This is a genomic window from Reyranella sp. GW821-FHT12G01 (assembly GCF_058806575.1).
On sequence record NZ_JBXAPV010000001.1, the window covers coordinates 3,699,677 to 3,719,749 of the forward strand.

Genomic DNA, 20,073 nt, shown 5'->3' on the forward strand with positions numbered 1-20,073 from the left:
TACGCTACCCTACCCTTCGCCCGTCGCTACTTCGTGAGCCAGGCGCCCTCGACCTGAACGGCACCGCCGCGCAGACCCGGAATGCCATGCACGTTGGCGCGAGTGATGGCGAAGTCGATGTTGCTGCCGGTCCACAGCCATACGGCATCGTTGTTCAGGATCTTGATCAGGTCGCAATAGGCTGCCTTGCGCTTGTTCTCGTCGAGGCTGGTGCGGCCGATCAGCAGCAGCTTGTCGACTTCCTCGTTGTTGTAGCCCGAGAAGTTGATCGGGCTCTTCGAGTGGAAGTTCGCGAACATCTGCGGATCGACGTCGGCCAGGTCGATGATGCGCCAACCGGTGATCTGGAAGTCACGCGACAGCGTCTCCTTCACGAGCTGCGTCTGGTCGACCGGCTTGATCTCGATGTCGATGCCGGCCTTCTTCATGTCGGCCTGGAACACCTGCGCATTCTCACGGCCGCGCGGCGTGGCGGTGACCGTCATGGTCATCTTCACCGGCTTGCCATAGTCGGCGATCAGCTTGCGGGCGGCTTCCGGATCGTATTTGAGAGCACCGGTGTCCTTGCAGTCGATGCCCGAGCTCGGCCCGTAGGGATCGTCGAGGACGGGACGCAGGCCCTGGCTCAGCACCTCGCCATTGGCCTTGCGATTCAGGGCCATCGACACGGCCTGGCGCACGCGCTTGTCGTTCAGCGGCTCGCGCTGGGTGTTGAGCGGAGTGACCAGCGCGCCGCTGCCGACCCAGGTCAGCACGCGCAGGTTCTTATCCTTCTTGGCCTTGACGATGTTCTCGGCGCGGTCTTCCCAGATGACCTGCACGTCACCCTTCACGAGGCTGGCGTAGCGGGCATCGGAATCCGGCAGCGGCCGCACGGTCACGCGATCGAGATAGGGCTTGTCCTTGTCCCAGTAGTTGGGGTTGCGCTCGGCAACCAGCCGATCGGCGGCACGCCATTCCTTGAAGACGAAGGGGCCGGTGCCGATGGGATTGCGATTGTAGTCGGCACCCTTTTCCTGGGCGATCTTCACCGGGATGATCAGCGTCGTGACGGTGGGCTGTGCCAGGGTCCGAGGCAAGGCCGCGTTGGGTCCGCGCATCTTGAAGACCGCGGTCAGGTCGTCCGGCACCTCGACCTTGTCGATCGCGAGGTAGGCGCGGCCGGCAAAGCGGTTGGCCGGATCGATCAGCCGGTTGAAGTGGTCGGCCACGTTCTGGGCGGTAAACGGCGAGCCGTCGTGCCATTTCACATTCGGGCGGATCTTGGCGGTCCAGACGCTGCCATCCTCGTTGGGCGTCATCGACAGCGCGAGCGCCGGGATGAGGTTGCCCTTGTCGTCGAGCCGCATCAGCGTCTCGTAGAACAGCGAGGCCGCCGTCACCGTCGAGTTGGAATAGACGCCGGCCCGGATCGGATCGAAGCCTTCGAAATCGCTCTCGACGCCGATCGTCAGCGCACCGCCGCGCACCGGCGTCGCGGCCGGCGCCTGGGCGAAGGCCGGAGCGGCAAACGCGGCGACCATCGCCGCCACCAGACCGAATCTGCGAGAAAACAGTGCCATAAGGCCCCTCCCATGGATCGCGCCGTTGACCGGCATCAACTCTATGGGCGGGAAGATAACGCGGCGGTCGCCGCGAGCCTAGAGGATTGCGGCGGCGCTGAAGCCCCGCACGCTACATGCAATAGGCTTGTGCGGCGACGACCGAGTTCAGGCCCTGCATTTCCTGCGGCGAGAGGTTCGACGGATTGAGTAGGTTGCCGGTCGCGCTCACCGACTGGTTCGACTTGCGCAGGCCCAGGACGGCATTGGCGCGCTGGTCGGCCGGGATGCGCGCGATGATGCACTCGCACATCTTCTGGGAGGCCGTGACCATGCACTCGGACAAAAGCTCGTCGGCACGGGAGGCGGACGAAAAGCCCAGGGTCATGACGAGAGCGGCAAATCCGGCGGCGATGATACGCATGTGAATCTCCATGGATGGCACATCATACACCGTCTCTCAGGCAACCAGCCAGTTCCTCAGAAGGCCGAAAAGACCCGTCATGAACAGGATCGTGAGGGCCACGTTACGGTACAGACGCTCGCTGGCGAGGCCATGGAACAGCCGCCCGCCCGCCCAGGCGCCCGCCACCACGACCGGGAACAGCACGACGGCGCGGACCAGCGCGTCGACGCCCGCCACGCCGGTCGCCAGCACGATCACGATCAGCAGGAACTGCGTCAGGAAGTAATAGGTGACGATGTTGGCGCGGTTGACCTGCGGCGGGTCGTTGCCCGACAGGAGGTAGAGCAGCACCGGCGGCCCGCCGACGCTGGTCGTAGCCATCATCGCCCCCGAGACGGCGCCGACGATCACCGTCGCGACCGTCGAGCGGCGGCCGGTGTATTTCCAGCCCGTCCACATCAGCAGCACGAAGGCCACGATCACGGCCGACACCGCCGTCACGATCGTGTTCTTGTTGACGCTCGCCAGCAGCCAGACACCCGCCGGCATGGCGAGGCACGCCGCGAGGCTCATCGGCGTCAGCAGCTTCCAGTCGGCATGGCGGCGTACCTGCGGGAAGAGCTGCAACGACACGACCAGTTCGATGGCCACCACCGTCACCACCATCTCGGCCGAGCCGAACAGGATGGCGAAGATCGGCGCCATCAGCATGGCCGAACCGAAACCCGCGAAGCCGCGCATCAACCCGGCGACCAGGGTGACGCCCAGCGCGGTCCACAGGCCGGTCTCGACGAACAGGGATTGGATGTAGGGGATCATGAGGCGACGGGCTCGAGCGGTTTAGAAGACGTTCGACGACGATGATCCGCGGCCCGAAGGCGGCGGATCAGCCAATAACTCGAAGCGTCGTAAGTCGCGTCATGATGGCCGGAGTGTCGGTGATGGCGAAAGAGTCGTCAACATCGCCACTCGTACTTTGAAGAAAGCGAAAGGTCCCTCGCTACGCTCGGGATGACACTATCGTTGGCGCTGGCGCAGATACGCCGATCCAGAAACCGATGTCATCCCGAACGCAGTGAGGGACCCTTACGTCATCCCTGGTAACGCCCTAGCGCTTGCCCTGTCCCTCGCCCGTCTTGTCGCGCAGGCGGCGCATGCCGCGCAGCCAGCGATCACGGTCGAGCTTGCGCGTCATATATTCCTTCACCTCGGGGTGCGGCAGGATCAGGAAGCGCTCCTCGTCCATCGCCTCGATGACGGTCTGCGCCACCGCGTCGGTGTTGATCACGCCGTCGACCGACGCCGCGGTCGCGCCGGCCATGCGCAGCATGTTGGTGTCGACGGCCTGCGGGCAGAGCACCGAGACTCGGATGCCGCGGTCGCCATACTGGATCGACAGATGCTCGGCGAGCGCCACGCCCGCCTGCTTGGTGACGCCGTAGGGCGCCGAGCCCATCGACGCCAGCAGGCCGGCTGCGCTCGCGGTGTTGAGCAGATAGCCCTCGCCGCGCTTCAGCATCTGCGGCACCAGCGCCCGCGCGGCATAGACATGCGCCATGACGTGGATCGCCCACGAATCGGCCCAGTCCTTGTCGCTCGCATCCTCGTGGCCACCGCGACCGATGCCGGCATTGGAGAAGAAGATATCGATCTCGCCGTATTTCTTCTCGGTCTCGGCGATCAGGCGCTTCACCTCGGACTCCTGGCCGATGTCGCCCGCGACGCCAAGCGCGCCGATGTCCTTGGCGACCTTGTCGAGCCGGCCGGCATCCATGTCGGCCACGACGAGCCCCTTGGCGCCTTCCTTCGCAAAACGCCGCGCGATCGCCTCGCCGATGCCGCCCGCCGCGCCGGTGACGACGCAGACCTTGCCCTTGACCTTCATGTCAGCCCCACGATTGTTCGATCAGTTCGATGTACTGCGCCTTGGTCGGCTGGCGCGGCGTCGAGAGATGGCAGTGGTCGCCCATCGCGCCCTCGGCAATCTTCTCGATGGTGTCCTGTGCAAGCCCGGCCGAACCCAGGCCCTTCGGGATGCCCAGCCGGTCGTTGAGCGCGGCCACCGCGTTGGCGACGCCCGCGGCGCTGGCCTCGCTCTCGCGCAGGCCCATTACCTGCGCCACACGCTTGAACTTGTCGCCCACCGCCGGCTCGTTGAAGCGCAGCACTGCCGGCAGGTAGATCGCGTTCAGGGTGCCATGATGCAGGCGATAACCCTTCAGGCCGCCCGTCGGATGCGAGAGCGCGTGCACGGCGCCCAGGCCCTTCTGGAACACCATGGCGCCTTCCATGGCGGCCACCGCCATGTTGTAGCGCGCCTCGCGGTCCTGCCCGTCCTTCGTGGCGCGCTCGACGTACTTCCATGCCTTCTCCAGCCCGTCGAGCGCGATCGAATCGGCCGGCGGATTGAAGACGTTGGCAAGGTAGCACTCGATATTGTGCGTGAGCGCATCCATGCCGGTGCCGGCCGTGAGATGCGGCGGCAGGCTCATCGTGAGTTCGGGATCGATCAGCGCCAGCCGCGGGATCAGGTAGGGGCTGCCGATGGCGAGCTTGCGGCCGGAGTCCATGATGATGACGCCACCGCGGCTCACCTCGCTGCCGGTGCCCGAGGTCGTCGGGATCGCGACCATCGGCGCCACGGCGGCGGTGATCTTGCCGGCGCCGCCCTCGACGAACGAATAGGCCTGCAGCGACGGACCGGGATGCGTCGCCATCAGCGCGACCGCCTTGGCGAGGTCCATCGGCGAGCCGCCGCCGATCGCGATGATGCCGTCGCAGCCCTCGTCCTTGTAGATCTTGAGTGCGTCGCGCATGGCGGCTTCGGTCGGGTTCTCCGGCGTGCCGTCATAGATCGTGATCGGCATGTTGCCGGGAAGCTGCTCCTTCACCTTGGCCCACAGGCCCGCCGAAATGACGCCCTTGTCGGTGACGATCAGGGGCCGGCGCATGCCCATGAGTTGCAATTCGGCCTCGAGCAGCTTCAGCGCGCCGAAGTCGAACTGGATACGGGTCAGGTAGGTGATCAGGGCCATCCGCTTTTTTCCTCTCGATTTTGCGCGGAGCCTACGCGAGAAAAAGCACATGAGCGACAGTCCAGTCCTGCGCACGGCCACCGTCGGCGATGCAGCGGCGATCGCGGCCGTCATCGCCGCGTCGTTCGCACAGTATCGCGGCAAGCTCGTGCCGGAATCCGGCGCCTTCCGTGAAACCGCCGACGGCATCGCCGCCGAGTTGACCAAGGGCGCCGCGGCCATCGTCGCGGAGCGGAACGGTGAGATGCTGGGCTGCGTGCTGGTCGAAGAGATGGAAGGCGACCTCTATTTCGGCCGGCTCTCCGTGCTGCCCTCGGCGCGCGGCCTCGGCCTGGCGCGGAAGCTGATCGACGCTGTCGAGGCCGAGGCCCGCCGCCGCGGTCTGGCAGGCGTCCGGCTGGGCGTGCGCATCGTTCTCACCGACAATCAGCGCCTGTTCAATTCGCTCGGCTACCGGGAGACGTCGCGCGAAGCCCATCCGGGCTTCGATCACCCGACCTCCATCAACATGCGCAAGCCACTGCGCTGACCGGTCAGGCCTCCGCAGGGCGCGGGCGAGCCGCGTACAGGACGATCAATCCAAGCCCGAAGAGATGCGGCGTGTAGAAGCGAATCTCCGAGGACGGAAACAGCAGGAACCTTACGGCCGCGCCGACAAGCAGCGCCCCCAGGAGCAGGCTGGCCCATCGACCGCTGGCCGGCCGCTTCAGCAGCAGGATCGCCGCCAGCACCGCGGCCACGGCCGCATGCACCCAGGCCAGATGGGAGACGACCCCGAGCTGGGCCATCACGACCCGGGCGTAGACTCCAAGGTCGAAGGGCGGGCGGAAGTCGGTCAGCACGTTCTGCAGTCCCACGAAGGTGAAGTGGAACTGCGCCCACCAGCCGACATGGTGGCTGGCCAGTATGTTCATTGCATAGGCCGCGGAAGATCCGAGAAGCAGGATCGCCGTCGCGCCGTACTGGCGCCGAAAGGCCAGCACGCCGCAGAGCACGGCGTTCAGGACGATGCCGTCGGGCCGCAGCAATGCCGCCGCCAGGAAGAACGCCACGGCCAGGCGCAGTCGCTCCGACAGAAGGGCGGCAATCCCCGCTGCATAGGCGAAGGTGAAGATCGCGTCGGGCGACACCATGCTGGCGAAGCTGCCCAGTTCGAAGAGCAACACGACCGGCAACCAGGCGAGCGTGGCAATGCCCTCCAGCCGCCATGCGGCGTGCAGCAGGAGGATCAGGATCCCCAGCGTACCGATCAGGCTCACCATGACGATCGCGCGCACGGGTTCGGCCACCAGCGCGACGGTTCTCAGCAGCAGGATATAGCCGTACTTGCTCTCGTAGAGCGGGAGCTGGCTGATCAGTGCCGTTGGATTGAGGTACTGCGCCTCGACGTAGCTGGTGCCCGTCGTCAGATAAGCCAGTCCCTGCGGCGACAGATGCGGTTTCACCGCCGCCCAGCTGCGCGCGTGCAACTCCACGACGTCGATCGTGCCGTCGGGCGCCGTCGCACCAGCCTTCAGGATCGCCATCGTGTACGGAACGACATCCCAGTCGATCGCCGGGCGCGTGATGGCGAAATAAGCGAAATAGACGGCAATGAGGACGGCCAGGACAGCGGAGATCGAGCGCCATCCCCTCCAATCCGCAAACGCGGTCATCATGAATTTTTCTCTCCCCTGCACACACTATCGCGACCGATTGACCGTTGAGCAACCTGGGGTGTGATCTGCTAATATATTGGGCATGAGCAGCCGCACCCCCCTCACCGGTCCCTCCGTCTGGCATGGCCAGGACATCAAGAACTCGTCGCGCTGGATTCGCGACATAACGCCCGAGGGCGTCGACGAACTCGACGCGGCCCTCAAGGGCCTGCGCGGCATGGAATGGTCGGAGATCACGCGCGAGGATTTCTACCTGCCCTCGCTCGATGAACTGTTCGACGACGTCGCCGACGAGTTGGAGAACGGCTCCGGTATCGTCAAGCTGCGTGGCATCCCGGTCGATCGTTACAGCGAAGACGATCTGCGCCGCCTCTACTTCGCCATCGGCACCCATATCGGCACCCCGGTCTTCCAGAACCGCACCGGCGAGCTGATGCGCGCCATTCGCGACGAAGGCGCCCATGTCGGCCGCACCTACGGCGAGACCAAGGACGAGAAGGGCTCGACCTTCCTCTCCTCCTACGCCCGCACCCTGACCAACGGCGCGCTGCGCTTCCACACCGACCGCACCGACGTGGTCGGCCTGCTGTGCGTGCGCCAGGCGCGGGCCGGCGGCGTCAGCAAGCTGGCGTCGACCCCCGCCATCCACAACGCGATGCTCGCGACCCGGCCCGACCTGCTCGAGCTGCTGTTCCAGGACTACTGGCGCAGCCGCTTCGGCGAGGAAGGCACCAAGAAGGACGGCGAGGCCACGACGCGTGAGACCGCCTACCCGCTGCCGATCTTCGGCCTGCGCGACGGCAAGTTCACCTCGCACTATTCGCTGACCTTCATCGAGGCCGCGCAAATGGCGCCCGGCGTGCCCAAGCTCACCGCCGCCCAGCGCGAGGCGATCGACGTGCTGATGCAGACCGCCGAGGACCTGTGCTTCGAGATGACCCTCGAGCCCGGCGACCTGCAGCTCATCAACAGCCATGTCACCTACCACGGCCGCACGCCGTTCGAGGACGATGCGTCCTCGGGCAACGACCGCATGCTGCTGCGTCTCTGGCTGACGATGCGCAACAACCGCCCCCTGCCCAAGGGTCACGAGATCCTTTGGCAGGACATCGAGGCCGGCCGCCCGCGCGGCGGCATCCGCCAGGTCGAACTCTAAGGCATTACCGGGACGCGCCACGCTCGTGGCGCGTCATGCATCGGCGACAATTGGTTGACAAGGAAACAATATCCATATAGTTTCCTTGTCAACAAATGACATCCGATCTCGACTCCCACCTGGGCTACTGGCTGCGCTTCGTGTCCAACCACGTCTCGCATGCCTTCAGCCTGAAACTGCAGGCGCGCGACGTGACCGTGGCCGAATGGGTCGTGATGCGTGAGCTGTTCGATACCGATGGTATGCCGCCGAGCGTGCTGGCGGACCGGTTGGGCATGACCCGCGGCGCCATCTCGAAGCTCGCCGACCGGTTGGCCGCCAAGAAGCTCGTGGACCGCGTGCCCTCCACCGAGGACCGGCGCCAACAGACATTGTCGCTAACGAAGCCGGGCCGGAAGCTCGTTCCGGAACTGTCGGCCCTGGCCGATCGCAACGATGCCGAATTCTTCGGTCACCTGAAGCCGGCCGAGCGCATGGCGCTGGAAAAAGCGCTGAAGGAGATCGTGCGCCGGCACGATCTCAAGACCATCCCCACCGAGTAGGACAGAAATCGTGGATGTCACCGTTCTCAAGGAATGCACCGAGGCGTCCGATCAGGAACGCATCACCTTCGGCGAGGTCGTGGGCCGCCTGATCGAGGCCGGCGTCGAGCGCTACCACACCGATCTGTCGCGCGCAGAGAAGATCTACTACATGCCCGACGGGCGCTCCCATCTGGTGGCCAGCAAGGCGATCGATGTGAAGCCGGCCGAGGTCTTCTCGCCGGACGGCGTGCAAGCGGCCGTGCGATCGATCCAGGCCGGCCGGACGAAGTACCTCACCTTCTGTCGCCAGATCATGGAAGCAGGCTGCGTCGGCTATCTCGTCTCGATGCAGGGCAAGCGCGCCGTCTACTACGGTCGCAGCGGCGAGACCTATGTCGAGCCGTTTCCCGGCAGCCGCTAGCGCTTCTGGCGCAGGCGTCCGACGATGCCGGCCGGGAAGAAGTAGACGCAGAGGATGAACGCCACGCCGAGCCACAGCAGCCAGCGATCAGGATGGAACAGGTTGGCGAGCAGCGGCACGCCGACCAGCGCCTTGTTGGCGATCGCCAGAAGGTCCTGCAGGTAGTTCTGGGCGAAGACCAGCAGCACCGCGCCGATCACGGCGCCGTACATCGTGCCCATGCCGCCGATCACGACCATCAGCAGGATGTCGACCATGATGTCGAAGCTGAGCGTCGTGTCGGGATTGGTCTGGCTGGACCACAAAGCCAGCAGGGCACCGGCCAGGGCCGCCGTGGCGGCGGCGATGCAGCTCGCGATGGTTCTATAGACCACGGTGCGGTAGCCGATCGCCTCGGCGCGGAACGGATTCTCGCGGATCGCCATCAGCACGCTGCCGAACGGCGAGTTCACGATGCGCAGCAGTACCAGGATCAGCGTCAGCGACGCGGCATAGACGAGATAGTAGTCGAGCAGACGCCCGTTGAGCCTCACGCCGAACAGCGTGTCGCCGAACGAGAAGGACGCCCGCAAGGCGGCCGGCAGCCGGTAGTTCAGCCCGTCCTCGCCGCCCGTCAGGTCGGAGAGCTGCGAGGCCAGGATCGCGAAGGCGCTGGCGACCGCCAGGGTGATCATGGCGAAGAAGATCGTGCGCACCCTGAGGCTGAACAGGCCGATCACCGTGGCCAGCACGATGGCAACGATGAGCCCCGCGACGACGCCGACGGCCACGGCATCCCATCCCGCCCCCATGCGCGTCAGCGAGATCGCGACGCCATAGGCGCCGATGCCGAAGAACATCGTGTGGGCGAAGGAGACGATGCCAGTGTAGCCCAGCAGCAGGTCGAACGACGCGGCCAGCACGATGAAGACGCAGATCTTCGCCGCGACGTTCAACGACTTGGCGCCGGGGAACAGGAACGGCGCGACCGCAAGGCCGACCAGGATGGCGACCAGCGCGAGCGCCAGCCAGCGGCTCTTAGGCAGGTCGTCGGACAGGATCGAGCGCAGCATGTCCTCTACCTCTTCGCCACGGGATAGAGGCCCTGCGGTCGCCACAGCAGGATCATCGCCATCAGCAGGATGTTGGAGCCCAGCGCGACCTTGGGTGCGAGGAAGCCGATATAGTTGGCCGTCAGCCCGACCAGCAGCGCGCCGACGAAGCAGCCGCCCACCGAACCCAGCCCGCCGATGATGATGACGATGAACACCAGCACGGCGACCTGCGCGCCGATCGCCGCCGTCACGGTCTCCTGGTAGAGGCCCCACATCGCGCCACCCAGACCGGCCAGCGCCGAGCCGACCACGAACACGCCGACGAACAGGCGGCGGATGCGATATCCAAGCGCCTCGACCATCTCGCCATTCTCGACCCCCGCACGGATCAGCAGGCCGAGCCGCGTGCGGTTGAGCGTCAGCGCCAGGGCGGCGAACACGACCAGCCCGACCACGACCGCCAGCACGCGATATTTCTCGATCGCGATATCGCCGAACAGGAAAGCGCCGCGCAGCGCCGTCGGCCGGCTGAGCGTGATCTGATCGGGGCCCCAGATCACCTTGAGGAGCTGCTCGGCCACGATCAGGCCGCCGGTCGTCACCAGGATCTGCTTCAGGTGCTGGCCATAGACCGGCCGCACGATGACCCGCTCGAAGCCGAGCCCCAGCACGCCGCTCACCACCATCGCCGCCAGCACCGCCGGTCCGATCGCCGCGAGGTTCAGCCAGATCGAATCGGCAGTCATCCACGGCGACAGCGCCAGCATGACGCTCGCCGCCACGAAGGCGCCCACGGCGATGAACGCGCCGTGTCCGAAGTTCAGAACGTCCATCAGGCCGAAGGTCAGCGTGAGGCCCGAGGCCATGATGAATATCATCAGCCCCATCGCGAGGCCCGCGACGGTGAGCGTCACCCAACTCGCCGGCGAACCGATCAGCGGCAAGGCGCCGATCATCAGCGCCGGGATCAACACCAGCGGGAGCCAGTCTCGTTTCATTGATGCGTATCCATGCCGAGGCCGAGCAGGTGCTGCTGCAGGCTGGCGTCGGCGGCGAAAGCCGCCATGCCGCCTTGGTGCGCGACCTTGCCGTCGTCCATCACCGCGACCGCATCGCCGAGCTGGCGGGCAAAGGCGAAGTTCTGCTCGACCACCAGCAGGGTCGATTCGCCGTCCTTCAATTCACGAAAGGCGTCGATCATGTTGGCGATGATGGCCGGCGCCAGTCCCTTGGTCGGCTCGTCGATCAGCAGCAGGCGGCGCGGCTCGATGATGGCGCGCGCCACCGCCAGCATCTGCTTCTGGCCGCCCGACAGATGTCCCGCCGGCAGGGTCCAGAACCGCTTCAGCGCCTCGAAGCGGGAGAAGATCCAGTCGAGCCGCTTCTGATCCGGAGGGCCGGAGCGCGCCGCCAGCAAGAGATTCTCCTGCACCGTGAGATCAGCGAAGATCGCCATGCTCTCCGGCACATAGGCGATACCGAGACGCGCGATGTCCGGCGTGGCCAGGTGCGTGATGTCACGCCCGTCGAAACGGATCTCGCCGGCCGCCGCGCGCCACATGCCCATGATTGTGCGCAAGGTGGTAGTCTTGCCCGCCCCGTTGCGCCCCAGCAGCATGGTGAGCCCGCCCTCGGCCACGTCGAACTCGACGCCGTGCAGGATGTGATAGCGCCCGATATGCGTCTGCACGCCACGCAGGGAGAGAAGCGCGCTCATGGCCCCAACTCACGCATCGACCGCTCCGCCCAGATACGCTTCGCGCACGATGTCGGAGTTGATGACCTCGGCGGGCTTGCCGTCGGCGACCAGCTTGCCCTGGTGCAGCACCACGATCCGGTCGGACAGCGAGCGCACCACGTCCATCTTGTGCTCGACCAGCAGGATGGTCTTGTCGCCGCGCTGCTTGATGGAGGCGATGATGTCGAGAATGGTCGGCACCTCGTCGATGCTCATGCCGGCCGTCGGCTCATCGAACATGAAGACGTCGGGCTCCAGCGCCAGCAGGATCGCGACCTCGAGCTTGCGCTGGTCGCCGTGCGGCAGAGTTGCAGCGATCGCCTGGGCGCGGTCGACCAGTGAAACGGCCGCGAGATGCGCCATCGCCCGGTCGATCAGCTCACGATGCGTCAAGGTGCGGCTGAACAGGTCGTAGCCCTTGCCACTCTTCACCTGCACCGCCAGCCGCACGTTCTCGAGCGTGCTGAGGTTGGGAAAGAGATTGGTGAGCTGGAACGCGCGACCGAGACCGAGCCGCGTCCGCCGCGGCGCCGCGAGGTTGGTGATGTCCGCGCCGTTCAGGGTCACGCGGCCGGAGGTGGCCGGGAGCTGGCCGGAGATCAGGTTGAAGTAGGTGGTCTTGCCCGCACCGTTCGGCCCGACGATCGAAGTGAGCGTGCCCTTGGTGAAGGCGCACGACACCCCGTCGACGGCCGCGTGTCCGCCGAAACGGATGGTGAGGTTTTCGGTAGCTAGCATCTGTCGACGATAAGCAAGTCTGTCGTCCCGAGGCCGCAGGCCGAGGGACCTTTACCGTTCGGCAAGGGTCCCTCGCTGCGCTCGGGATGACAATCTTCGCGTCAGCGCTTGTTCTTGATCGGCAGCGTCATCTCGCTGGCCGGGATCACGCGCACCAGTTCGAGCAGGTCGACGTTGTCCGGCGCATCCTTCTTCATGCGCCAGTGATACATCTCCTGCAGGGCCTGATGGTCTTCCTTGCGGAAGGTCATCGTTCCCTTGGGCGTGTCGAAGCTCATGCCTTCCATAGCCGCGATCAGCTTCTCGCTGTCCGTCGACTTGGCTTTCTTCACCGCCTCGACCAGCGCGATGGCCGCGCTCATGCCGCCCGCCACGAAGAAGTCCGGCGGCACGCCGTTGTTCTTCTTCTTGTATTCGGTGACCAGCCAGTCGTTCACCGGGTTCTTGGGGAAGCCCCAATAGTAGTAGATCGCGCCTTCGAGGCCGGGGAACTGCTTCCAGCCGGCCATCACCGGCAGCAAATTGCCGCCCGGCGCCATCTCGATGCCGAAGCGCTCGGGCTTCAGGTCCATCAGCTTCGGCAACGGATGGGCGCCGGCCCACACCACGACCACGACCTTGCGGCCCGGCTTGTCCTTCAGCGCGTCGAAGATGCGCTGCGCCGACGCCGTGAAATCGGTCGTCGCCTGCGGAGCATACTCTTCATGCACCACCTTGGCCTTGGAACCGACGGCGGCCAGGGCGGCCTTCACCGCGGCGACGCCGTCCTTGCCGAAGGCATAGTCCTGGGCGAGCGTGGCGATGCTGATATTGTCTTCCTTGAGGGTCGCGGCGGCGGCCAGCGCGTCCTGCGTGGAGTTGCGCGCGGTGCGGAAGATGTAGCGGTTCCACTTCTCGCCGGTGATCTGGTCGGCCACGGCCGGCTCGACGATCAGCAGCTTCTTGTATTCCTCGGCCACCGGCAGCATGGCGAGCGCGCCCGCCGAACCGGTCGTGCCGACGGCAATGTCGACCTTGTCGTCGCCATAGGCCTGTTCGAGCGCGGCCTTGGCGAGGTCCGGCTTGAACTGGTCGTCCTTCAGGATGACCTGGATCTTGCGGCCGTCGACTTCCATCGTGCCCTTGGTCGCGTATTCCAGGCCCAACATGAAACCGGCCTCGGTCTGGCGCGCATAGGCTTCGAGCGGACCGGTCTTGCTGTAGATCAGCGCGACCTTGAGCGGCGGCTGCTGGGCGGCCGCCGGACCGGCCATGAGCAGGCCGGTCAGCACCAGAAATGAACGACGGATCATTGAGAACCTCCCTAGAGGAGGCCCTTCTAGTCGATGATCGCGGCTTGCACCATCGTGCGGAATTGATTGCGCAACGCCACCCGGTCGGGATCGCTCACCTGCACCATGTAAATTGCAGTCAGCTCGTTCTTGGGGTCGATCCAGAAGAGCGTGCCGGCGTTACCGGCCCAGCCATATTCGCCGATCGAGCCCGGCAGAGCGGCCTCGCCCGTCATCGTTCTGACTTCAAAGCCCAGCCCGAAGCCCAGGCCCGGCGGGCGACCCGGACGGGTGCCGGTGTGGTCGGCCGCCATGAAGGCCAGCGTCTGCTTGCCGACCAGGCGCTTGCCGTTCAGCTCGCCGCCGTTGGCCAGCATGGACGCAAAGCGCAGGTAGTCTTCCATCGTCGAGGTGAGACCGCCGCCGCCCGACTCGAACTTCGCACCGTCATCGACCTTGAAGCGCGGCGTCGCCGGCTGGCCACCGGGACGCGGCCCGGGCTGGGCCGCGCGCGCCACCTTGGCGGCCGGCACCTGGAACTGCGTGTCGACCATGCCGAGCGACTTGAAGACGCGCTCCGACAACGATTCGCCCAGCGTCCGCTTGTCGATCACCTCGACGAGGCGGCCCAGCACGTCGGTCGAGACGCCGTACTCCCAGCGCGCGCCGGGCGAGAAGCGCAGCGGCAGGGTCGAGAGCTTGGTGACGAACTCCTCGTTGCTCATCGAGCGGTCGCCGATCTTAGAGGCGACATAGGCCTGGTTCACCAGCGACGTACCGCGGCCACCGTAGATCAGGCCGGACGTGTGGCGCAGCAGGTCCTGCACCGTCATCGGTCGCTCGGGATCGGAGAGCAGCATCGTGGATGTGCCGTCGGCGCCCATCTTCTCCTGCGCCACCTTCATCTTGCCGAGCTCGGGCAGGAACTTGGACACCGGGTCGCTGACCTGCAGCCGCCCCTCCTCCACCATCTGCATGACCGCGACGCTGACGATCGGCTTGGTCATCGAATAGATGCGGAAGATCGCATCGGCCTTCATCGGATCGGGGGATGCCGCAGGATCGCGCTTGCCCAGCGTCGACACCCACGCGACCTTGCCACGCCGCGCCACCAGCATCACCGCGCCCGGCACCAGCCCGTCGTCGATATGCTTCTGCGTCGCCGCCTCGAGCCGCTTCAACTGCGCCGACGAAAGCCCGACATCCTCGGGCTTCGCCGCCATCGGCAGCACCCAGCCTTCGGCACGAGCCGGCGGTGCGAGCATCGCGCCCGCAAATGCAAACGAAGCAAGCCCCACGGCCGCGACGGCAACTTTCTTCATGGCGTTTCTCCCGGGATATTTTGCCCGAGCATACGCCACGCAAAAGCGCCCGTCAGGTCTTGTCGCGCAGGCGGTGATAGCGCTTGAGGAGGGCGTGGCCCTTTGCAGCGATGCGGCGGGCGGCAGTGACAGTACGCGGCACGGGCTCGCCCCAGGCAGCGGCGGTGAGAGCGAAGCGTGTCGGCTTGCCCTTGTCGTCCTTAAGCGGCGGCAGCTTGCCGGTGCGGCCATAGAAGCGGACAGCCCAACTTCCCTTGCGGCGCATCTCTTGCGGCGACATATCGGCCACGCGCTTCTTCACGCCGGGTTTCAGGTGTGCGCCTTGCGAGTGGGCGAAGGCGGCGCGGCCGGCTGCGGTCAGTCCGCCCTTAGGATCCTTCGTGGGAGCCTTGCTCTTGGAGGTCGCGCGTCGAGGAGTGGCGCTCATAACCGGTCCTTTCGGCGCTGTTGCGTGACCCACATATTGTCGACGAGATTGGGATAGCGGCGTCCCGCCCGCTGGGCGCGCCGGCGGGCGCGCTCCTTCTCTTCGGCCGTCAGACGGACGGAGCCGCGCTTGCGCGAGGCCGCGGAGCGCTTCTTGCGCCAGGGCGGAGGTGGCTTGCGAGCCGGCTTCTGAGTCTTGCTGTCCATTCCAGCGAAACGCCCCGCCAGGCTAGGACGTTGCCTCACCTTTCGAGAGCGGGCGAGAGCGACCTTCGAGCAGCGGCCGCTCGCGCTGGAAGAGCGCGATGACTTCGTCCATCACGGCGCGCACGCGCGGCAGGGCGCGCAGGTCGCGATGGACCAGAAGCCACTGGTCGGCGAAGACATCGGGGAGGATGCCGCCGATCCGTCGCAGCAACGGGTCGACGTCGGCCAGATGGCACGGCAGTACGGCGAGGCCGGCACCCGTCCGCGCCGCCTCGTGAAGCACCAGCCAATTGTTGCCGCGGACTTCCGGCCGGCGGCCGCCGCGAAATTCCAGCAGCCAGCTCTGTCCCTGCATGCGCAGATGATCGTCGTCGAAGCCGACCCAGGGCAGCGCGGCCAGCGCCTCCGGGGTGGTCCGCTTCACCGGAAAATCGCGCGCGGCATAGATCGCATAGGCGAGACGGCCGAGCTTGCGGGCGACGATGCCGTGCAGTTCCGGCACTTGCTCACGAATCAGGAGATCGGCCTCGCGGCGCGACAGGTTTGCGAGCGTATGGCTCGAGATCACCTCGAACTCGATCTGCTGCAGCTTGTTTCGGAGCTGGGCGGAATAGCGGGCGATCAGGGCGGCGGTCGCCTCTTCCGCCGACAGGCGCACCGTGCCGCTCACCGTGTCGCTGAGGCCGGCGCTGCGGCGATGGATCGACTGCGCCGCCTTCTCCATCGCCTCGGTGTCGGCCAACAATTCCTCGCCGGCGCTGGTCGGCACGAAACGGTCGGGCAGCCGTTCGAACAGGCGGGCGCCGATCTGTTGTTCCAGCGCCTGGACGCGGCGCGACACGGTCGGATGGCTGACGCCCAAGGCTTTTGCCGCCGTCGTCAGCGTGCCGCCACGCGCCAGGGCCAGGAAAATGCGCAGGTCGTCCCAGTTGGGGTCCATGTTCAGAAGTGTACAGCGGCCTTTCCGAAATGTGGACTGACGAATACGGGTGTTCGCCCTAGCATCCCTTCATGCACATCGAACCTCGCCTGCTCGTCTTCACCAAGGGCGTCCGCGCCCGCATCGCCGCTACCGTCGCCATCGGCCTGCTGGGCGTCGCCTGCGGCATCGCCCGGCTCGGCCTGCTGGGATGGCTGATCGGCCAGATCTTCGTCGGACGGCCACTGCAGGAACTCATCCTGCCAATCGTGCTGATCGCCGGGGTGATGGTGCTGCGCGGCTTCGCCGAACACTGGCGGGCAGTGATGGCGCACGAGACGGCCGCACGAGTGCAGAAGGTGCTGCGCCGCACGCTCTACGACAAAGTGGCATCGCTGGGCCCGGCAACGGTCGGCCGCCAGCGCTCCGGCGGCCTGACGCTGTCGATGATCGACGGCGTCGAGCAGCTCGAGACCTATTTCGGCCAGTTCCTGCCGCAGTTCCTGATTGCGCTGCTGACGCCGATCCTGATCTTCGTCGTCATCTCCTTCATCGACCTGCCGGTGGCGCTGGTCATGCTGGGCTTCGCACTGGTCGCGCTGTTCGCGCCGGCGCTCTGGCACAAATGGGACGTGCGCGCCTCGATCGCGCGCATGACGGCCTATAAATCGTTCGCCGCGGAGTTCCTCGATTCGATCCAGGGCCTCGCGACCCTGAAGGCGTTCGGCCAGGGCAAGACGCGCGCCGACAAGCTCGAGGTCGAGGCGCGCGACCTGTTCCGGCGCACCATGTGGGTGCTGGGCACCAACTCGCTGGCGCGCGGCATCACCGACACGTCGATCGCGGGCGGCGCAGCGGCGGCGCTGATCTACGGCGCGGCGCGCGTCGAGGCGGGCGCGATGACGCTCACTGCCCTGCTGGTGATCCTGATGCTCGGCATCGAGATCTTCCGGCCGATGCGCGAGCTACGCTCGGTGCTTCATCAGGGCATGGTCGGCCTGTCGGCGGCGCAAGGTATCTACCGCATCCTCGACGACACGCCGTCGGTGATCGATCCCACGCCGGCTCGACTTGACGGACTGCTGGCACCCACAATCGCCTTCGAGGATGTGCGCTTCGCTTATCCCGGCACGCGCCGCACCGTACACGAGAAGCTGAACTTCAAGGCCGCTGCCGGCGAACGGTTGGGTCTCGTGGGCTCCTCGGGCGGCGGCAAGTCGTCGATCGTGCGCCTGCTGCTGCGCTTTTACGATCCCGACCAGGGACGCATCCTGCTGGGCGGCCACGACCTGCGCACGCTGTCCTTCGCGCAGATCCGCTCGCTGATCTCGGTGGTGAATCAGGACACGTTCCTGTTCCACGGCACGGTCGAGGAGAATATCCGTCTCGGCAGGCCCGGCGCCTCGCGCGAGGAGCTGGAAGACGCGGCGCGCGCTGCCAACATCCACGACTTCATTGTCAGCCTGCCGCAGGGCTACGAAACGATCATCGGCGAGAAGGGCATCAAGCTCTCGGGCGGCCAGCGCCAGCGAGTCGCGATCGCCCGCGCGCTGCTGCGCGACACGCCGATCCTCGTGCTAGACGAGGCGCTCTCCGCCGTCGACGCCGAGAACGAAGCGGTCATCCAGGAAGCGCTCGACCGCTTGATGCAGGGCCGCACGACGCTGATCCTGGCGCATCGCCTGTCGAGCGTCATCGACTGTGACCGCATCCTCGTGCTCGACCGCGGTCATGTCGCCGAGGAAGGCAAGCATGCCGCGCTGATGAGCCGGGGCGGCGTCTATTCGCAGCTCATGGCCGAACAGGCGCGCGAGCAGCAGGCCGGCGCCACGCTCGACGCTCTCGCAGCGCCTCAACGCGCCGAGACCATCGCCAGCACATCCGGCGGCGCGATCAAGCCCGTGACCGAAGGCATCATCAAGGCCGAGGGTCTCACCTGGTATCAGGTCGTGGTGGCGCTGATGAAGGTCATCATGCCGTGGAAAGGCAAGCTCACCGCGACCTTCATCCTGGGTGTGGCGCGTGTCGTCGCCTTCATCGGCATTGGCGTGCTCTCGGCGCTGATCGTGCTGGCACTCAAGAACCATCAACCCTATGGCGGCCTCGCCATCGCGCTCGCCATCCTCGCACCGGTCTCGGGCATCCTGCACTGGTTCGAATCCTGGCTGGCGCACGACATGGCCTTCCGCCTGCTGGCCGAGATGCGCATCGACGCCTTCCGCAAGCTCGACGCGCTGGCGCCCGCCTACCTCACGCGCCGCCGCACGGGCGACCTGATGGCCCTGGCCACGCACGACATCGAGCTGGTCGAATATTTCTTCGCCCACACGGTGGCGCCGGCATTCGTCGCCATCCTGATCCCCGCCGCCGTGGTGATCGCGCTGGCCACGACGAGCGGCTGGCTCGCGATCACGCTGGTGCCGTTCCTGCTCGCCGTCGGCCTCAGCCCCTTCCTGATGCGCAAGCGGGTCGATCGCCTCGGCAGCCAGGCGCGCGAGGCGGCCGGCGAACTCGGCGCCTTCGCCGTCGACTCCGTGCAGGGGCTGGGCGAGATCGTCGCCAACCAGCAGGAACGTGCCCGCGGCGACCGGCTCGACGAGCTGTCGCAGCGCCACATCTCGCTGCGCCTGCCGTTCTTCAGCGAACTGACGATGCAGCACGCCATCCTCGAAGTGCTGACGGGCCTCGGTGGTCTCGCCATCGTCGTGGTCGGTGCGATCCTGGCCGGCAACGGCAAGCTCGATCCGGGCCTGCTGCCATTGATGACCATACTCGCCATGTCGGCCTTCCTGCCGGTCTCGGAGATCGCGCAGATCGGCCGCCAGCTCGCCGACACGCTGGGTGCGACGCGGCGCGTCTATGCCCTCGCCAACGAGCCGATCCCGGTGCGCGACGGAAAGGGCGTCCCGGCGGCGCGCGGCGCGGCGGCGCTCGCCCTCGAACAGGTTAACTTCACCTATCCTGGCCAGACGCGCCGTGCCCTGTCTGACGTCAGCTTCGCCATCCCTGCCGGCAAGACGGTGGCGTTGGTGGGCACGTCGGGCGCCGGTAAGACCACGACGGCGCAGCTCCTGATGCGCTTCTGGGATCCCGACACCGGCCGCATCACGCTGAACGGCGCGGACCTGCGCGACTACAAGCTCGACGAACTGCGCAGTCTCGTGGCGCTCGTGGCGCAGGACACCTACCTGTTCAACGACACGCTGCGGGCCAACATCCTGATCGCGCGCCCCGAGGCGAGCGAGGCCGAGCTGCTGGCCGCCATCGAGCATGCCTCGCTGGGAGAGCTGGTCGCGGCGCTGCCACAGGGCCTCGACTCGCCCGTCGGCGAGCGCGGCACCAGCCTGAGCGGCGGCCAGCGCCAGAGGGTCGCCATCGCGCGCGCCTTCCTGAAGGACGCGCCCATCCTGATCCTCGACGAGGCGACCTCGCATCTCGATGCGGTGAACGAGCAGGCGGTGCGCCGTGCACTCGATGTGCTGAAGGCCGATCGCACGACCATCGTAATCGCGCACCGCCTGTCGACCGTGCGCGACGCCGACCTGATCGTGGTGCTCGACGAGGGCCGCGTTGCGGAAAGTGGAACGCATGCTTCGCTGGTTTCGCGCGGCGGCCTCTATGCGCGACTCGTGTCGCGCCAGCTTGCGTCGGTCTACGCGCCGGCTGCACAGTGAGGG

General features: G+C 66.4%; 20 protein-coding genes. 5 read left to right on the forward strand and 15 right to left on the reverse strand.

The features are described 5' to 3' along the window. Positions 1-26 precede the first annotated feature (26 nt). The 5 genes from AC1RP5_RS17910 to gbd all read right to left on the reverse strand — a co-directional run bounded on the left by AC1RP5_RS17910 (position 27) and on the right by gbd (position 4,982). Positions 27-1,562 carry an ABC transporter substrate-binding protein gene (locus tag AC1RP5_RS17910; protein WP_493112723.1) on the reverse strand — a complete coding sequence of 512 codons (1,536 nt, stop codon included), beginning with the start codon at positions 1,560-1,562 and terminating at the stop codon, positions 27-29. Between the two features lie 112 nt (positions 1,563-1,674). Next, on the reverse strand, positions 1,675-1,965 hold the full coding sequence (locus AC1RP5_RS17915) for a hypothetical protein (protein WP_493112725.1): 291 nt from the start codon (positions 1,963-1,965) through the stop codon (positions 1,675-1,677). Positions 1,966-2,001: 36 nt separating this feature from the next. Next, positions 2,002-2,766 carry a sulfite exporter TauE/SafE family protein gene (locus AC1RP5_RS17920; RefSeq protein WP_493112727.1) on the reverse strand — a complete coding sequence of 255 codons (765 nt, stop codon included), beginning with the start codon at positions 2,764-2,766 and terminating at the stop codon, positions 2,002-2,004. Between the two features lie 289 nt (positions 2,767-3,055). Further along, the gene (locus AC1RP5_RS17925) at positions 3,056-3,832 is read right to left on the reverse strand and encodes an SDR family oxidoreductase (protein WP_493112728.1); all 777 of its coding nucleotides are present in this window, start codon (positions 3,830-3,832) and stop codon (positions 3,056-3,058) included. A gap of 1 nt (position 3,833) precedes the next feature. Next, complete coding sequence (gbd, locus tag AC1RP5_RS17930) at positions 3,834-4,982, reverse strand: 4-hydroxybutyrate dehydrogenase (RefSeq protein WP_493112729.1); 1,149 nt, start codon at positions 4,980-4,982, stop codon at positions 3,834-3,836. A 49-nt stretch (positions 4,983-5,031) separates the two neighbouring features. Between gbd and AC1RP5_RS17935 the strand changes: the two genes are divergently transcribed. Further along, positions 5,032-5,511: a GNAT family N-acetyltransferase gene (locus AC1RP5_RS17935; protein ID WP_493112731.1), complete on the forward strand. Its 480-nt coding sequence runs from the start codon at positions 5,032-5,034 to the stop codon at positions 5,509-5,511. 4 nt (positions 5,512-5,515) lie between these two features. On the opposite strand, the gene AC1RP5_RS17940 is transcribed toward AC1RP5_RS17935, so the two are convergent. Continuing rightward, on the reverse strand, positions 5,516-6,640 hold the full coding sequence (locus tag AC1RP5_RS17940; RefSeq protein WP_493112733.1) for a hypothetical protein: 1,125 nt from the start codon (positions 6,638-6,640) through the stop codon (positions 5,516-5,518). Positions 6,641-6,722: 82 nt separating this feature from the next. Between AC1RP5_RS17940 and AC1RP5_RS17945 the strand changes: the two genes are divergently transcribed. From AC1RP5_RS17945 to AC1RP5_RS17955, 3 genes are all read left to right on the forward strand, one after another. After that, complete coding sequence (locus tag AC1RP5_RS17945; protein WP_493112734.1) at positions 6,723-7,796, forward strand: TauD/TfdA family dioxygenase; 1,074 nt, start codon at positions 6,723-6,725, stop codon at positions 7,794-7,796. 95 nt (positions 7,797-7,891) lie between these two features. Further along, positions 7,892-8,338 (forward strand): MarR family winged helix-turn-helix transcriptional regulator, encoded by a 447-nt coding sequence (locus tag AC1RP5_RS17950; RefSeq protein WP_493112735.1) that lies wholly within the window; start codon positions 7,892-7,894, stop codon positions 8,336-8,338. A gap of 10 nt (positions 8,339-8,348) precedes the next feature. Continuing rightward, on the forward strand, positions 8,349-8,741 hold the full coding sequence (locus AC1RP5_RS17955) for a DUF1398 domain-containing protein (protein ID WP_493112737.1): 393 nt from the start codon (positions 8,349-8,351) through the stop codon (positions 8,739-8,741). On the opposite strand, the gene AC1RP5_RS17960 is transcribed toward AC1RP5_RS17955, so the two are convergent. The 9 genes from AC1RP5_RS17960 to AC1RP5_RS18000 form a co-directional block, all read right to left on the reverse strand. Next, positions 8,738-9,793 (reverse strand): branched-chain amino acid ABC transporter permease, encoded by a 1,056-nt coding sequence (locus AC1RP5_RS17960; protein WP_493112738.1) that lies wholly within the window; start codon positions 9,791-9,793, stop codon positions 8,738-8,740. The genes AC1RP5_RS17955 and AC1RP5_RS17960 overlap by 4 nt on opposite strands. A 5-nt stretch (positions 9,794-9,798) precedes the next feature. Then, positions 9,799-10,773, reverse strand: a complete 975-nt coding sequence (locus tag AC1RP5_RS17965; protein WP_493112740.1) for a branched-chain amino acid ABC transporter permease — start codon at positions 10,771-10,773, stop codon at positions 9,799-9,801. After that, positions 10,770-11,492 carry a branched-chain amino acid ABC transporter ATP-binding protein gene (locus AC1RP5_RS17970; protein WP_493112742.1) on the reverse strand — a complete coding sequence of 241 codons (723 nt, stop codon included), beginning with the start codon at positions 11,490-11,492 and terminating at the stop codon, positions 10,770-10,772. The genes AC1RP5_RS17965 and AC1RP5_RS17970 overlap by 4 nt, the downstream gene beginning before the upstream one ends. 9 nt (positions 11,493-11,501) lie before the next feature. Then, a complete protein-coding gene (locus AC1RP5_RS17975) occupies positions 11,502-12,251 on the reverse strand; it encodes an ABC transporter ATP-binding protein (protein ID WP_493112743.1) in 750 nt (249 codons plus the stop codon). Between the two features lie 101 nt (positions 12,252-12,352). After that, positions 12,353-13,543: a substrate-binding domain-containing protein gene (locus tag AC1RP5_RS17980; protein ID WP_493112745.1), complete on the reverse strand. Its 1,191-nt coding sequence runs from the start codon at positions 13,541-13,543 to the stop codon at positions 12,353-12,355. A 26-nt stretch (positions 13,544-13,569) separates the two neighbouring features. Further along, positions 13,570-14,844 carry a serine hydrolase domain-containing protein gene (locus AC1RP5_RS17985; protein WP_493112746.1) on the reverse strand — a complete coding sequence of 425 codons (1,275 nt, stop codon included), beginning with the start codon at positions 14,842-14,844 and terminating at the stop codon, positions 13,570-13,572. 52 nt (positions 14,845-14,896) lie between these two features. Then, on the reverse strand, positions 14,897-15,271 hold the full coding sequence (locus AC1RP5_RS17990; RefSeq protein WP_493112748.1) for a DUF6321 domain-containing protein: 375 nt from the start codon (positions 15,269-15,271) through the stop codon (positions 14,897-14,899). Next, the gene (locus tag AC1RP5_RS17995) at positions 15,268-15,477 is read right to left on the reverse strand and encodes a hypothetical protein (RefSeq protein ID WP_493112749.1); all 210 of its coding nucleotides are present in this window, start codon (positions 15,475-15,477) and stop codon (positions 15,268-15,270) included. The genes AC1RP5_RS17990 and AC1RP5_RS17995 overlap by 4 nt, the downstream gene beginning before the upstream one ends. Positions 15,478-15,499: 22 nt before the next feature. Continuing rightward, positions 15,500-16,417 carry a LysR family transcriptional regulator gene (locus AC1RP5_RS18000; protein WP_493112751.1) on the reverse strand — a complete coding sequence of 306 codons (918 nt, stop codon included), beginning with the start codon at positions 16,415-16,417 and terminating at the stop codon, positions 15,500-15,502. A 71-nt stretch (positions 16,418-16,488) separates the two neighbouring features. On the opposite strand from AC1RP5_RS18000, the gene AC1RP5_RS18005 reads away from it, so the two are divergent. Then, positions 16,489-20,070, forward strand: coding sequence for an ABC transporter ATP-binding protein (locus AC1RP5_RS18005; protein WP_493112753.1), 3,582 nt, complete (start codon positions 16,489-16,491; stop codon positions 20,068-20,070). Positions 20,071-20,073 lie beyond the last annotated feature (3 nt).

Excerpts from the sequence above, each read along its gene's own strand:
- AC1RP5_RS17920 (WP_493112727.1), bottom strand. The coding sequence starts at position 2,766 with ATGATCCCCTACATCCAATCCCTGTTCGTCGAGACCGGCCTGTGGACC.
- AC1RP5_RS18005 (WP_493112753.1), top strand. The coding sequence starts at position 16,489 with ATGCACATCGAACCTCGCCTGCTCGTCTTCACCAAGGGCGTCCGCGCC.
- AC1RP5_RS17970 (WP_493112742.1), bottom strand. The coding sequence starts at position 11,492 with ATGAGCGCGCTTCTCTCCCTGCGTGGCGTGCAGACGCATATCGGGCGC.
- AC1RP5_RS17975 (WP_493112743.1), bottom strand. The coding sequence starts at position 12,251 with ATGCTAGCTACCGAAAACCTCACCATCCGTTTCGGCGGACACGCGGCC.
- AC1RP5_RS17940 (WP_493112733.1), bottom strand. The coding sequence starts at position 6,640 with ATGATGACCGCGTTTGCGGATTGGAGGGGATGGCGCTCGATCTCCGCT.
- AC1RP5_RS17980 (WP_493112745.1), bottom strand. The coding sequence starts at position 13,543 with ATGATCCGTCGTTCATTTCTGGTGCTGACCGGCCTGCTCATGGCCGGT.
- AC1RP5_RS17965 (WP_493112740.1), bottom strand. The coding sequence starts at position 10,773 with ATGAAACGAGACTGGCTCCCGCTGGTGTTGATCCCGGCGCTGATGATC.
- AC1RP5_RS17915 (WP_493112725.1), bottom strand. The coding sequence starts at position 1,965 with ATGCGTATCATCGCCGCCGGATTTGCCGCTCTCGTCATGACCCTGGGC.
- AC1RP5_RS17925 (WP_493112728.1), bottom strand. The coding sequence starts at position 3,832 with ATGAAGGTCAAGGGCAAGGTCTGCGTCGTCACCGGCGCGGCGGGCGGC.
- AC1RP5_RS17945 (WP_493112734.1), top strand. The coding sequence starts at position 6,723 with ATGAGCAGCCGCACCCCCCTCACCGGTCCCTCCGTCTGGCATGGCCAG.
- gbd (WP_493112729.1), bottom strand. The coding sequence starts at position 4,982 with ATGGCCCTGATCACCTACCTGACCCGTATCCAGTTCGACTTCGGCGCG.
- AC1RP5_RS17990 (WP_493112748.1), bottom strand. The coding sequence starts at position 15,271 with ATGAGCGCCACTCCTCGACGCGCGACCTCCAAGAGCAAGGCTCCCACG.
- AC1RP5_RS17950 (WP_493112735.1), top strand. The coding sequence starts at position 7,892 with ATGACATCCGATCTCGACTCCCACCTGGGCTACTGGCTGCGCTTCGTG.
- AC1RP5_RS17995 (WP_493112749.1), bottom strand. The coding sequence starts at position 15,477 with ATGGACAGCAAGACTCAGAAGCCGGCTCGCAAGCCACCTCCGCCCTGG.
- AC1RP5_RS17960 (WP_493112738.1), bottom strand. The coding sequence starts at position 9,793 with ATGCTGCGCTCGATCCTGTCCGACGACCTGCCTAAGAGCCGCTGGCTG.
- AC1RP5_RS17910 (WP_493112723.1), bottom strand. The coding sequence starts at position 1,562 with ATGGCACTGTTTTCTCGCAGATTCGGTCTGGTGGCGGCGATGGTCGCC.
- AC1RP5_RS18000 (WP_493112751.1), bottom strand. The coding sequence starts at position 16,417 with ATGGACCCCAACTGGGACGACCTGCGCATTTTCCTGGCCCTGGCGCGT.
- AC1RP5_RS17985 (WP_493112746.1), bottom strand. The coding sequence starts at position 14,844 with ATGAAGAAAGTTGCCGTCGCGGCCGTGGGGCTTGCTTCGTTTGCATTT.
- AC1RP5_RS17935 (WP_493112731.1), top strand. The coding sequence starts at position 5,032 with ATGAGCGACAGTCCAGTCCTGCGCACGGCCACCGTCGGCGATGCAGCG.